Origin of the sequence: Pseudoalteromonas luteoviolacea H33-S (assembly GCF_001625695.1) — a bacterium.
GTDB classification, from domain to species: domain Bacteria; phylum Pseudomonadota; class Gammaproteobacteria; order Enterobacterales; family Alteromonadaceae; genus Pseudoalteromonas; species Pseudoalteromonas luteoviolacea_B.
The window spans coordinates 42783-57293 of sequence record NZ_AUXY01000070.1 but is presented as its reverse complement, the minus strand read 5'-3'; the positions used below and the strand labels follow the sequence as shown (position 1 = coordinate 57293).

The 14511-nt window shown below is 44.6% G+C and carries 8 protein-coding genes; 2 read left to right on the top strand and 6 right to left on the bottom strand.

The genetic code is table 11. The annotated features are described in order from the left end of the window. Positions 1-671 precede the first annotated feature (671 nt). On the bottom strand, positions 672-4556 hold the full coding sequence (gene purL, locus N477_RS10785) for a phosphoribosylformylglycinamidine synthase (RefSeq protein ID WP_063360742.1): 3885 nt from the start codon (positions 4554-4556) through the stop codon (positions 672-674). 244 nt (positions 4557-4800) lie between these two features. Here purL and mltF point away from each other — a divergent pair, with 244 nt between their 5' ends. Beyond that, positions 4801-6183, top strand: coding sequence for a membrane-bound lytic murein transglycosylase MltF (mltF, locus tag N477_RS10780; RefSeq protein ID WP_063360743.1), 1383 nt, complete (start codon positions 4801-4803; stop codon positions 6181-6183). A gap of 249 nt (positions 6184-6432) precedes the next feature. Here mltF and tadA read toward each other — a convergent pair whose 3' ends face one another. Further along, positions 6433-6951 (bottom strand): tRNA adenosine(34) deaminase TadA, encoded by a 519-nt coding sequence (tadA, locus tag N477_RS10775; RefSeq protein ID WP_063360744.1) that lies wholly within the window; start codon positions 6949-6951, stop codon positions 6433-6435. Between the two features lie 172 nt (positions 6952-7123). On the opposite strand from tadA, the gene N477_RS10770 reads away from it, so the two are divergent. Then, the gene (locus tag N477_RS10770) at positions 7124-8428 is read left to right on the top strand and encodes an inosine/guanosine kinase (protein ID WP_063360745.1); all 1305 of its coding nucleotides are present in this window, start codon (positions 7124-7126) and stop codon (positions 8426-8428) included. Between the two features lie 40 nt (positions 8429-8468). On the opposite strand, the gene glsB is transcribed toward N477_RS10770, so the two are convergent. The 4 genes from glsB to parE form a co-directional block, all read right to left on the bottom strand. Next, on the bottom strand, positions 8469-9386 hold the full coding sequence (glsB, locus tag N477_RS10765) for a glutaminase B (protein ID WP_063360797.1): 918 nt from the start codon (positions 9384-9386) through the stop codon (positions 8469-8471). A 114-nt stretch (positions 9387-9500) separates the two neighbouring features. Then, positions 9501-10064 (bottom strand): phosphoribosyltransferase, encoded by a 564-nt coding sequence (locus N477_RS10760; RefSeq protein ID WP_063360746.1) that lies wholly within the window; start codon positions 10062-10064, stop codon positions 9501-9503. Positions 10065-10285: 221 nt separating this feature from the next. Further along, positions 10286-12574 (bottom strand): DNA topoisomerase IV subunit A, encoded by a 2289-nt coding sequence (parC, locus tag N477_RS10755; RefSeq protein WP_063360747.1) that lies wholly within the window; start codon positions 12572-12574, stop codon positions 10286-10288. Between the two features lie 18 nt (positions 12575-12592). Then, positions 12593-14482: a DNA topoisomerase IV subunit B gene (gene parE / locus N477_RS10750; RefSeq protein WP_063360748.1), complete on the bottom strand. Its 1890-nt coding sequence runs from the start codon at positions 14480-14482 to the stop codon at positions 12593-12595. Positions 14483-14511 lie beyond the last annotated feature (29 nt).

Here is a 14511-nt window from a genome sequence, read left to right as displayed (position 1 = left end):
CCAGAATTAAATATATCCAGGCCCAACTTTAAAAATTTCAACAGAAATAAAGGTTGAAAGCTTAAGACTATACGCCACTTTTAAACACCACAATAACAAACACCACTTAAAAAAATCAAAATATAAATTAACAAATATAAAATTTAACAACAAAAATAGTGGAGTAGAAAAGTAAACATATTGCACTAGTAGGGAAGGTTAAAAATAACTCTAATTAGTTATGTTAGACATACCTCTATTTACCGTCCATTAACCTAGATTCATTTTTAATAAAACATAATTGGTATACTAAAAGTACTCGTTTTTAGCGACATAATCGGCCGCTTTCGCGACCTTTTCTTTAGAGTAATATATTACTCAATTAACCCACGTTTTTATGTGCGTTACGGTACATACACACCCATAAGCTACAATCAATCCACTCTAGCCTTGAGTATCTCAGCCAAGAGTTAGCCAGCTTCAAAAACAAAAAAGGCCGCTTTCGCGACCTTTTCTTTAGAGTAATATATTACTCGATTAACCCACGTTTTTACGTGCGTTACGGAACATACGCATCCATGGGCTATCTTCTTTCCACTCCTATCAAAGGTATCGCTGCCAAGAGTTAGCCTGCTTCAAAAACAAAAAAGGCCGCTTTCGCGACCTTTTCTTTAGAGTAATATATTACTCGATTAACCCACGTTTTTACGTGCGTTACGGAACATACGCATCCATGGGCTATCTTCTTTCCACTCATCTGGGTGCCAAGAGTTAGCCACTGCACGGAATACACGCTCAGGGTGTGGCATCATGACTGTTGCACGACCATCCGTTGATGTAATACCTGTAATACCTTCTGGTGAACCATTCGGGTTGTTCGGGTATTGCGTCGTCGGCTTACCAAAGTTATCAACGTACTGAACTGCAACTGTGCCAGACTCTAGTGCCGCCTTAACTGCTGCGTCGTTTGCAAACTCAGCGTGACCTTCACCGTGAGATACTGCGATTGGCATGCGAGAACCAGCCATACCTTGGAAGAATACTGACGGGCTTTCTTGTACTTCAACAAGGCTGAAACGTGCTTCAAAACGCTCTGACTTATTAGTTACAAAGCGTGGCCAGTGCTCAGTGCCAGGGATAAGCTCTTTCAGAGTCGATAGCATTTGACAGCCGTTACACACACCTAAGCTGAACGTATCTTGACGCTCAAAGAATGTTTGGAACTGGTCGCGTGCCATGTCATTGAATAAGATTGACTTAGCCCAACCTTCACCAGCACCTAGTACGTCACCGTAAGAGAAACCACCACATGCTACAAGGCCTTTGAACTCTTCTAGCGTTAAGCGACCTTCAAGGATGTCACTCATGTGAACGTCAACTGCTGCAAAGCCTGCACGGTTAAATGCAGCTGCCATTTCAACGTGCGAGTTAACACCTTGCTCACGAAGGATTGCCATCTTAGGCTTGGCACCTGTAGCAATGTAAGGTGCAGCTACGTCTTCGTTCAGATCGAAGCTTAGTTTTACGTTAAGACCTGGATCTTTTTCGTCAAATTTCGCATCAAATTCTTGCTTAGCACACTCAGGGTTATCACGAAGTGCTTGCATCTTGTAAGTCGTTTCAGCCCAAATAGTACGTAGTTCAGTACGAGTATTTGCAAGTACTGCTTCGCCGCCACGGTTGAAGATAACTTTATCTTCTGTGTTTAGCGCACCGATAGTGTGGCTGATTGCACCAAGGCCGTTGTCAGCCAAAATTGCTTCAACAGCTGCAAGGTCGTCGTTGCGAACCTGAATCACTGCACCTAGCTCTTCGTTGTAAAGCGCTTCGATGTCAGAGCCAGTTAGGCTATCAAGATTTACCGTTACACCTGTGCGACCTGCGAATGCCATTTCAGCGACAGTAGTGAATAAACCACCGTCTGAACGGTCATGGTAAGCAAGTAGCTTCTCATCAGCGACAAGTGCTTGCATTGCGTTGTAGAAACCTTTTAATAGCTCTGGGCTATCTACGTCAGGTGTCTTATCGCCAAGTTGCTTGTAAACCTGTGCAAGGCTTGATGCACCCATGCGGTTTTGACCGGCACCTAAATCAACTAGGATTAGGCTTGAGTCACCTTTATCAGTACGAAGCTGAGGTGTGACTGTTTTACGAATGTCTTCTACACGGCCAAATGCAGTGATTACTAGAGAAAGTGGTGCTGTAACCGCTTTGTCTTCACCATCATCTTGCCATGTCGTCTTCATTGACATTGAGTCTTTACCAACAGGGATCGTTAGGCCAAGTGCTGGACATAACTCTTCACCTACCGCTTTAACAGCTTCATAAAGACCAGCATCTTCACCTGGGTGACCTGCTGCTGCCATCCAGTTTGCAGATAGCTTGATATTCTCAAGACCACCAATGTTTGCGCCAGCAATGTTCGTTAGCGCTTCTGCTACTGCTAAACGTGCAGATGCACCATAGTTTAGAAGTGCCGCAGGTGTACGCTCACCCATTGACATAGCTTCACCGTGGTAAGTGTCAAACGCAGCGGCTGTTACCGCACAGTTTGCTACTGGTACCTGCCAAGGACCAACCATTTGGTCACGTGCAACTAAGCCCGTTACCGTGCGGTCACCAATGGTGATAAGGAATGTTTTCTCAGCGATAGTCGGTAAACGAAGTAAACGCTTAGCGGCTTCCTCTACGTCGATGCTTTCTGTTTTAAGTGCTTCACCTTCAACTTGCTTTGACTCAACGTCACGATGCATCTTAGGTGCTTTGCCAAGTAATACTTCAAGCGGAAGATCCACTGGGTTGTTATCGAAGTGGCTATCCGCAACGGTTAGGTGACGCTCTTCTGTTGCTTCACCGATCACGGCGTACTGTGCGCGCTCACGCTTACAGATCTCTTCAAAACGTGCGAAGTCTTCTGCCGCTACAGCAAGTACGTAACGCTCTTGTGATTCGTTACACCAGATCTCGTGTGGTGCCATACCCGGCTCATCGTTCGGGATGTTACGTAGTTGGAATTTACCACCACGGCCACCATCGTCTACTAGCTCAGGGAATGCGTTTGAAAGACCACCCGCGCCCACATCGTGGATGAATGCGATTGGGTTTTCATCACCTAGCTGCCAACATTTATCGATAACTTCCTGACAACGACGCTCCATTTCTGGGTTTTCACGCTGTACAGACGCAAAGTCTAGGTCTTCGTTTGACTGACCAGATGCCATTGATGATGCAGCGCCACCACCAAGACCAATGTTCATCGCTGGACCACCTAAAGCGACTAACTTAGCGCCAACTGGGATTTCACCCTTTTGAACATGCTCAGTACGAATGTTACCAAGACCACCTGCAAGCATGATTGGCTTATGGTAACCACGTACCTCTTCACCGTTGTGGCTGTTCACTTTTTCTTCGTAAGTACGGAAGTAACCTAGTAGGTTAGGACGACCGAATTCGTTGTTAAACGCCGCGCCACCTAGAGGGCCATCGATCATAATGTCTAGTGCATTAACGATACGACCAGGTTTGCCGAAGTTTGTTTCCCACGGCTGCTCAAAACCAGGAATACGAAGGTTTGATACGGTAAAACCAACTAGGCCTGCTTTTGGCTTAGAGCCACGGCCTGTTGCGCCTTCGTCACGAATTTCACCACCCGAGCCTGTCGATGCACCAGAGAATGGCGCAATCGCTGTTGGGTGGTTGTGGGTTTCAACCTTCATCAAGATTTCGATGTTCTCTTGATTATAGCTGTACTCACCTTCTTTATTAGGGAAGAAACGACCCGCTTTAGAACCCTTCATTACTGCTGCATTATCTTTATAAGCAGACAGGACGTTTTCAGGGTGCGTCTCGTAAGTATTCTTGATCATTTTGAACAGCGACTTAGGCTGTTCTTCACCGTTGATTGTCCAATCGGCGTTAAAAATCTTGTGACGACAGTGCTCAGAGTTCGCCTGTGCGAACATGAATAGCTCGATGTCGTTCGGGTTACGACCTAGTTTTATGAAGTTTTCTACTAGGTAGTCAATTTCGTCGTCCGCTAATGCAAAGCCTTGCTCAACGTTTGCTGTTGCAAGTGCTTCACGGCCACCGCCAAGAATGTCAACCGATGACATTGGGCGCGGCTCTTCAACACGAAATAGCTGTCCAGCATCTTCTAAGTTGCTGTGTACAGACTCAGTCATGCGGTCATGAAGTAACTTAGCCACATCCGCTAATTGCTCTGCGCTTAGTGCGCCCTCAACATAGTAAGCGATACCACGCTCAACACGGTGAACTTTATCTAGACCACAGTTGTTCGCGATGTCAGTTGCTTTTGAAGCCCATGGAGAAATAGTTCCAATGCGAGGCGTCACTAAAATAAGTGTTCCCTCTGGCTTGTGCTCGACGGCGGTAGGCCCATACTTCAATAACTTGCTTAGCTTATCGAGTTCTGTCTCTGAAAGGTCAGCTGTTACATCAGCAAAATGCATAAACTCGGCATATACGCCTGTAACAGGTAACTCTGCATCCGCGCAGCTTTTAAGGATCTTTTGGACTTTAAAATCAGAAAGTGCAGGTGCACCACGTAGGATTAACATAGATATTTCATCCGGGGTTAAGGATTGAACGATATTTTGGGCCGCCATTATAGTCGAATTGACGCACAGATTTAACTCAAAATTGTCATTTATCGAAAAAAACCCGCTTCACAAATAGGTATATACTTGAGAGCATACGATTAAAAGTTTGAATTTGCTTTTAAAGCACACCATCATTGCGTAAAAACACTCTGTATCTTATGGAGTTAATAGGTAACTTAATAAATTTCATAATGGAAAAGGCATGGTACAAAACAAGCTAACGGGTTTATTAAGCACGCTGGTGTTCATTCTATTACTGGCAGGCTGTGATAAAGCACCACCGAGCCAGCTTCAACAAATAAAAAACAATGGCAAACTCAATGTTGGGATCTTGGTCGGTCCTGCTACCTATTATCAGGGTCATAATGAAGAAGAAGGCTTTGAATATGAACTTGCTGGCATGTTTGCCGATGAACTGGGTGTCGAGCTTAATATCATCCCCTTTTTCAATTTAGAAAAACTCTTTGAACAGTTAGAGCGAGGTGATGTCGATATCATCGCCTCTGGGATTAGCTATCACCCAAAGCGAGCAAAAAGCTTTCGCTTTGGTCCTTTTTACCGAGATATCAGCCAAAAGTTAGTTTATAAACAAGGTAAAAAGCGCCCTAGGCACTATGGCCAGCTTTCAGGACCTGTTACAGTGCTTGCCAATAGCCATCACGTGCTTTCGTTACAAGCGGCAAAACAAGATTACCCTGAGCTACAATGGCAAACGACCCAAGCCTTAGATCAAGAAGAATTACTACAAGGGATTTTAGCCGGCGAGATTGAATACACCATTGTGGATTCTCACTCCCTATCGCTTTTTCGTCGCTATCACCCAAACCTCAGTATTGCGTTTTCTGTCACCCAATCAGATCCCATCGCTTGGGTGATGAAAAAGAAAAATGATGATTCATTATATGCTTTACTGCTGCCATTTTTTGCCAAAATTCAAAGTAACAACCAACTTGCTGCTTTAGAAGAAAAGTACTTTGGTCATGTCGAGCAATTCAATTACGTGAATACCGTGGCGTTTGTCGAAGCCAGCAAAGCAGTTCTACCTAAATACGCGCCTTGGTTTATCGAATATGCAAAGGCACATAACGTTGACTGGCGATTACTTGCAGCACTGAGTTATCAAGAATCGATGTGGAACCCAAGAGCAAAATCTCCCACTGGCGTTCGCGGCATCATGATGCTCACTCAAAGCACAGCCAAACGTGTTGGTGTTAAACATCGACTTAAACCGGAACAAAACATCCGGGGCGGTGCAAAATACCTAGCTAACTTAATTTCTCGGGTGCCAGAAGATGTATCTGATCCAGATAGAACTTGGTTGGCCTTAGCTGCGTATAACGTCGGTATGGGTCATGTAAGAGATGCATTAAAACTGACAAAACAACAAGGTGGCAATCCGAATAGTTGGGCGGATGTTAAAAAACGACTACCACTGCTGACTAAAAAACGCTACTATCGAAGTACAAGATATGGATATGCGCGTGGCGATGTTGCTGTACATTATGTCGATAATATACGCCGCTACTTCGACGCTCTGGTCTGGTTAGACGAAAATGGAGCGCTCCCTTTCAGTTCCGGTAATTAACGGCATCCCAATCTCGTTGTCATAAGCCTGTCATACAAAGCAGGTATTTCTGTCACGCGTAATACAGTTTTTCTCTCACATTAAGGAGGTTCAGATGCTAAGAAGACGTCGAACTCATCAATTTAAACGTAACATGCGCAATACAAATCCAAATCGCCGCCGTGTCATGCTAAAAAACATACATAAAAAGATTCTCCTGCGCCGCCGTATTTATTCTCTATTACAGCTTGCCGCAGATGCTAAAACGGCTCAATCTTGAGCCGCATTACCCGCTTGTAACTTTCGCGCTTTTTTTGCCGCTTTATGCTCTTTTCTTCTGCGTTTAAAAAAATCAGATAACTTCTCACTACACGCTTGAGCAAGCACGCCACCAGTCACTTCTGGCTGATGGTTTAATTGTGGTTCTTGCAATAAATTCATGACAGAACCTGCCGCACCTGTTTTTGCATCGCTTGCACCAAAAACCACACGCTTAACTCGGCTGTGTACCAAAAGCCCCGCGCACATCGGGCAAGGTTCCAAAGTGACATACAAGGTGCAATCTACTAAACGATAATTTTGCACACGTTTGCCAGCTTCACGAATTGCTATCATTTCCGCATGTGCAGATGGGTCGTGACAACCAATTGAGCGATTCCAGCCCGCAGCAATCAGCTTACCATCTTGTACAATCACTGCACCAACGGGGATTTCATTCTCTGCTTCTGCTTTATCAGCATATGCCAGTGCTTGGCGCATCCAATATTCGTCTAATTCTTGGTTATTCATACTAAAATTAACAGAGTAAATATGAAACCTAGTATACCAGCTTGTACTGTAGAAACCCCTTGGTTACAGAATTATTGCTAAAATTACCAAATTACCATGGCTCACTAATATAAAATTAGGCTATAATTCGCCGCTTTTTTTATTTAATGAGCTCAAAACACACGGGTAAAACATGAAATTTCCGGGACACCGTAGGCATAAGCATTATTTTCCTGTGGAAGATAAGGACCCACTTATCAACCACTTAAATGCTGAAGATCGCTTGAAGCGTAACTATATTTGCGGCATCGACCAAATCGTTGTCGACATCGAAGCTAAAGTCGACCAAGCTTTTTTGGATGAATTCCACCTGCAGCGTGGTATGTCACAAGTCATAGACAATGATGTCACCAATGCACTTTATGAGCGTTTAAAACGTGATGACATGATTGACTACGAATTTGCTGGCGGCACCATAGGCAACACCATGCACAACTATTCGGTACTGGCTGATGATCGCTCTGTACTATTAGGTGTGATGAGTGAAAGTATTGAAATCGGCAGCTATGCATATAAGTTTTTATGTAATACATCCAGCCGCGTCGACTTAGACCACCTTCAGCCAGTTGCCGGTCCTATTGGCCGTTGCTTCACACTGATTGATGATAGCGGTGAGCGTACCTTCGCTATCAGTGCAGGTTTAATGAACTACTTGCGCCCTGAATCGATTAGTCAGTCATTAATCGAAAACGCCTCAGCTTTGGTGATCAGTGCTTATCTCATGCGTACAAAAGGCGATGAGACAATGACACAAGCAACCATGCAAGCCGTTGAGTATGCGAATAAAGCAGGTGTGCCAGTGGTATTAACCTTGGGCACTAAATTCTTGATCGAGCAAGATCCACAGTGGTGGGCTGAGTTTGTTGAAAAACATGTTGATATTCTTGCGATGAATGAAGAAGAAGGCGAAGCAATCACTGGCTTTGACGATCCGCTGATGGCAGCAGACAAAGCGCTTGACTGGGTTGACTTAGTTATCTGTACGGCAGGCCCTACCGGCTTATATATGGCAGGTTACGTTGAAGACACCATGAAACGTGAAACCGAATACCCATTGTTGCCTGGTGCTATTCCTGAATTTAACCGCTATGAGTTCTCTCGCGCCATGCGCAAGTCTCATTGTGATAGTCCAATCCGAGTTTATAGCCACACAGCCCCTTATATGGGTGGCCCAGATACCATTAAAAATACCAATGGTGCTGGTGATTGTGCGCTAGCTGCAGTACTGCATGACTTATCAGCAAATGTTTATCACCGTTTGAATGTGCCAAACTCTGCCAAACACGAACAGGCCGCAATCACCTATTCATCACTTGCACAGATCAGCAAATATGCAAACCGTGCAAGCTTTGAAGTACTGGTTCAACACTCACCGCGATTATCTCGTGGTTTACCTGAAAGAGAAGACTCTTTAGAGCAATCTTACTGGGATCAATAATTTGATTTGCGCACATGTTGTGTGCGCAAAATGTGCTGCGTTAGAAGATAGCTGTTCCGAGCTCTTCAGCAAGAAACTCTAACGCGGCAATTCCCGCTACTGAATTCCCCACTTTATCAAGGCCCGGCGACCAAACAGCTATCGTAAAACGCCCCGGTACCACCGCAATAATAGCGCCAGATACACCTGATTTTCCTGGCATACCAACTCGATAACCAAAGTCACCCGCCGCATCATACAAACCACTGGTAAATAGCAATGAGTTAAGTTGCTTGATCTGTTTAGCTGACAAAATTTGCTGCTGTGTTTGCGTGCATACACCGCCATTGGATAGATATGAAAAGCACTTCGCCAACTCAGCTGCATTTAATTCAATGGCGCAAAAATTAAAATATGACCAAAGTACCTCTTCAACTTCATTGTTAAAGTTACCAAATGATTTCATTAAATATGCCATCGCTGCATTGCGATAACGATGCTCATATTCTGATTGTGCAACCACTTTGTTGACACCCAGCTTAGGGTTACCGGTTTGCATTCGATAGCTTTCTAGCATGGTATGAATAGGCGCACTTAAACGCGAGTAAAGCGCATCACAGGTCACTATCGCACCCGCATTGATAAACGGGTTTCTCGGAATACCATTTTCAAACTCTAACTGTGTTAGCGAGTTAAATGCCGTGCCTGAAGGCTCTTTCCCTACTCTTTGCCATAACTCATCACCATAACGCTGCAGCGCCAGTGTAAGTGTCATTACCTTTGAGACGGACTGCACCGTAAATTTCGCCTCACAGTCACCGGCACTATAGGTGTCACCACTTTGCGTTTGAATCGCAATAGCAAACTGGCCTAACTGCTGCTCAGCAAGGGCTGGAATATAATCAGCAACTTTACCATGGTGCAGCAAAGGCTGAACATGTCGCACTGTTCGCTCTAAAATAGATTGATAGTCTGTCATATCAAAAATGCAAAATTCACAATGAGCGGAGTGTAACAAAAGCGCCATCACCCAGCCATAAAAAAGCCGTTGAAAACGCTGTTTTCAACGGCTTTTAAATAAATAAGTAATTACTTATTTCGCAAATAAATCTTTGATGTTAGCAAGGTCTGACTTACCTTCGATCAACTCATCAGGTGTTAAACCTGATAGTTCATGTGGGAACACCAACCACTCATCAGACTCATGAATATAGTAGTCTGGCGTCATTGGTACCTTTTTGTTTGCTGGTTTGTAGTACGGACAAGCAACTCGGATATCTTTAGGCAAGTTTAGACGCATCAACTCTTCAAGCTTTTCTTTCAATGCGTAAATACTGCGGCCAGAGTCAAATACATCGTCAACAATCAATAAAGAATCACCCGCGTTGGCATTCTCAATGATGTAATGTAGACCATGTACTTTAATCTCTTTCGACTGCTTACCAATCCCATAATACGAAGAGGTACGCACCGCGATATGATCTGTTTCTATGCCTTTGTAGTCATAGTACTCTTGCACAGCAATACCAATTGGCGCACCACCTCGCCAAATACCGATGATAAAATCCGGACGAAACCCATCTTCATACACTTGAGCCGCCAGACGAAATGAATCCTCTAAAAGCTGTTGCGCTGTGATATAGCACTTATCAGACATAAAAACCCCGTATTGTCAGTGCGAGTGGCACCTGATCATGTGTCACTCTGAACAAGAATAACTTATAACCGTGTATTCTAGCTGAGTCGGGTAGAAATTGCTTGCGGTACATCAGAGTTTTTACGACAAAATGACGGAAAAAAGATATTAAAAAAAAGAATTGTAGAAAGATGATTAACAATGATTAAATCGTGAGCAGGCAGAACCCGCTCACGATGGTATTATTCTGGCGTATCTGCTTCTGAGTCGTCTTGTTCAATTAACTCAATTTCAAAGTTATCAACGCGTTGTAAACCTCGAGGTAACTTATTACCACGACGACCGCGCTCACCAAAATAGTGCTCTAAGTCCGAGTTCTTAAGCGTTAATTTACGCTTACCTGCATACAGCGTAACTGCACGCCCATCTGGTACTACAGCGAGTACTTTAACAAACTCTTCTCGCGCTTGTACCTTGGCACTTGGGATTGAGATGATTTTATTTCCCTTACCCTTTGCAAGTTTCGGTAAATCCCTTAACGGGAATAAGAGCATACGGCCTTCATTAGAAATGGCCATACATCGATCAGTCGCCACATCATTCACCGAGATGGGTGCAATGAGCTCAGCGCCCTTTGGAATACTGACCAGCGCCTTACCATTTTTGTTTTTACTGACTAAATCATTAAATTCAGCAATAAAACCGTAACCCGCATCGGTTGCCATCAAATAAAGTTCTTGCTCTTCACCCATCACAACATGTTCAAAGTTCACCCCAGCGGCAAGGTTAAAGCGCCCAGTCATAGGCTCCCCCTGACTTCTTGCCGATGGCAAACTATGCGCATCGGTGGCAAACGCACGGCCTGAACTATCTAAGAAGACTGCTGGCTGATTGCTCTTACCTTTGGCTGATGCTTTATAGGCATCCCCTGAACGATAATTTAAGCCTTCAGCATCAATATCATGGCCTTTGGCAAAACGCGCCCAACCCTTTTCAGATAGCACAACTGTGACCGCTTCAGATGGGATTAAGTCCTTTTCGCTTAACGCTTTCGCTTCTTGACGTTCAATCACAGGTGAGCGTCTTTCATCGCCATATAACTCTGCCGCTTCTTGAATCTCTTTTTTCATCAAGGTCGACATACGGCGCTCTGAGCCTAAAGTAAGCTCAAGCTTGTCACGCTCTTTGCTCAGCTCGTCTTGCTCACCGCGGATCTTCATCTCTTCAAGCTTCGCCAAGTGACGAAGCTTCAGATCCAAAATAGCTTCAGCTTGTGTTTCTGATAAAGCAAAACGTTTTATGAGCTCCGCTTTTGGATCGTCTTCATTTCTAATGATTTCAATCACTTCATCAATATTCAAAAAGGCGATCATCAAGCCTTCTAGAATATGCAAACGCGCTAATACTTTATCTAGGCGATATTGCAAACGTCTGCGTACTGTCTCACGGCGGAAGATCAACCACTCAGATAAAATCTGTTGTAGATCTTTAACCTGAGGGCGGCCATCTAGCCCGATCATATTGAGGTTTACACGGTAGTTTTTCTCAAGATCTGTGGTGGCAAACAAGTGCGCCATTAACGGCTCAGACTTCACCCGATTGGAACGAGGCACGACGACAATGCGCGTCGGGTTTTCGTGATCTGATTCATCGCGTAAATCTGCAACCATAGGCAGCTTCTTCGCGGTCATTTGCGCTGCAATTTGCTCCAGTACTTTTGCACCCGACGTCTGGTGAGGCAGCGCTGTAATAACGATTTCACCCTGCTCTTCATGGAACACCGCGCGCATCTTAATTGAGCCACGACCCGTTGTGTAGATTTTACGGATATCGTCTTTTGGTGTGATGATTTCCGCTTCAGTTGGATAGTCTGGCGCTTGGACAACTTCTAACAACTCTTCTAGCGTTGTTTTTGGCTTGTCTAGCAACATACAACAGGCAGAGGCTAATTCATTGACATTATGCGGTGGAATGTCAGTCGCCATACCAACGGCGATACCCGTTACCCCATTTAATAAGATGTGTGGCAGTCTCGCTGGCAATACTTGCGGCTCTTTCATCGTGCCGTCAAAGTTAGGTACCCAATCCACGGTACCTTGACCAAGCTCTTTGAGTAATACCTCAGAAAACTTAGACAAGCGCGCTTCAGTATAACGCATTGCCGCAAATGATTTAGGATCGTCAGCAGCACCCCAGTTACCTTGACCATCGACCAAAGGATAACGATAAGAGAATGGCTGTGCCATTAATACCATGGCTTCATAACAGGCACTGTCGCCATGCGGGTGATATTTACCCAATACATCACCGACTGTACGTGCTGACTTTTTATATTTTGCAGCCGCTGATAAGCCCAATTCACTCATCGCATAAACGATACGACGCTGCACAGGCTTGAGGCCATCACCAATATGTGGCAACGCCCGGTCCATGATCACATACATGGAGTAATTTAAATAGGCGTCTTCAGTAAAACGCCCCATAGGTAATTGTTCTATGCCCTGTAAAGAGAGGGCCTGTGGATCAGTCATGACACACCTTACTTCTTGTTATACCTCGGCTTTATCGCCATGTTGCTCTAACCAAGCCTTTCTATCACCAGAGCGTTTCTTCGCCAGTAGCATATCCATCATTTCTAATGTTTGCTCTTGCTCATCCAATGTAAGCTGAACCAAGCGGCGAGTATTCGGGTCCATCGTCGTTTCACGCAATTGCATTGGGTTCATTTCACCCAAACCTTTAAAGCGTTGAACGTTCACTTTCCCGCGTTTCTTTTCGGCTTCAATACGATCTAAAATGCCTCGCTTTTCATCTTCATCCAGAGCATAAAATACTTCTTTACCGACATCGATTCTAAATAGCGGCGGCATAGCAACGTACACGTGCCCCGCCTGCACTAAGGTTGGGAAATGCTTAACAAATAGCGCGCACAACAGCGTTGCAATGTGCAGTCCGTCGGAGTCAGCATCAGCAAGAATACACACCTTGCCATAACGCAACGTCGATAAATCAGTTGAATCTGGGTCGATACCAAGCGCAACGGAAATGTCATGCACTTCTTGTGATGCAAGGATCTGACCTGAATCCACTTCCCACGTATTTAAGATTTTACCACGCAGTGGCATGATAGCTTGGAACTCTCTATCACGTGCTTGTTTAGCTGATCCGCCCGCAGAGTCACCCTCTACCAAAAATATTTCTGAACGCTCTGTCTCACTGCCTGAACAATCAGTGAGCTTACCTGGCAGTGCCGGTCCACTAGTGACCTTTTTACGTACCACCTTTTTCGCTGCACGCAAACGCTTTTGCGCATTGCTGATACACAGCTCAGCTAATAGCTCTGCTGTTTCTGTGTGCTCGTTGAGCCATAAACTAAATGCGTCTTTCACTATGCCTGACACAAAGGTTGCACATGAGCGAGACGACAGTTTTTCTTTCGTTTGGCCCGCAAACTGTGGGTCTTGCATCTTAACAGATAAAACGTAGCTACATTTATCCCACACGTCATCTGGCGTTAATTTAACGCCTCTTGGTAACAAGTTACGGAATTCACAGAACTCTCGCATTGCTTCAAGCAAGCCTTGCCTTAAGCCATTCACATGCGTACCGCCCTGCGCGGTTGGGATCAAGTTCACATAACTTTCAGCTATCGACTCGCCTCCCTCAGGTAGCCAGTGCAGTGCCCAATCAACCCCTTCTGTTGAGCCACTAAAGCTCCCAGTAAATGGCGATTTAGGTAGCACTTCTAAATCTTTTGCACTGTCACTTAAATAGTCTTCTAAACCAGATTCATAATGCCATTCTTGCGTTTCTTTGGTTTGCTTATTAATAAAACGAATACGTAAGCCCGGGCATAAAACAGCTTTCGCTTTAAGTAAATGATTTAGCTTGGTCAAAGAGAAATTAGCAGAATCGAAGTAGCTCGCATCAGGCCAAAATTGTACAGAAGTACCGGTATTGCGTTTGCCTACGCTGCCAGTGACTTCTAAATCCTGAACTTTATCACCATTTTCAAAAGCGATTTCATATTGCTGAGCATCTCGTTTAACGGTGACCTCTACTCGCGTAGATAAGGCATTAACTACAGAAATACCTACCCCATGCAAACCACCAGAAAACTGATAGTTTTTATTTGAAAATTTACCACCAGCATGAAGCTTAGTCAGGATCAATTCAACGCCTGGGATCCCCTCTTCAGGGTGAACATCCACGGGCATGCCTCGACCATCGTCAATGACTTGCAATGAATTGTCTTCATGCAAAATTACATCAATCTTGCTTGCATGCCCTGCAAGTGCTTCATCGACACTGTTATCAATGACTTCTTGGCCCAAATGATTGGGCCTAGTGGTGTCTGTGTACATTCCAGGGCGGCGTTTAACCGGCTCTAAGCCATTCAACACCTCAATGGCTTCTGCGTTATAATTTTGCTGACTCATAAATGCTACTGACTAATTTTAGTTCTAAC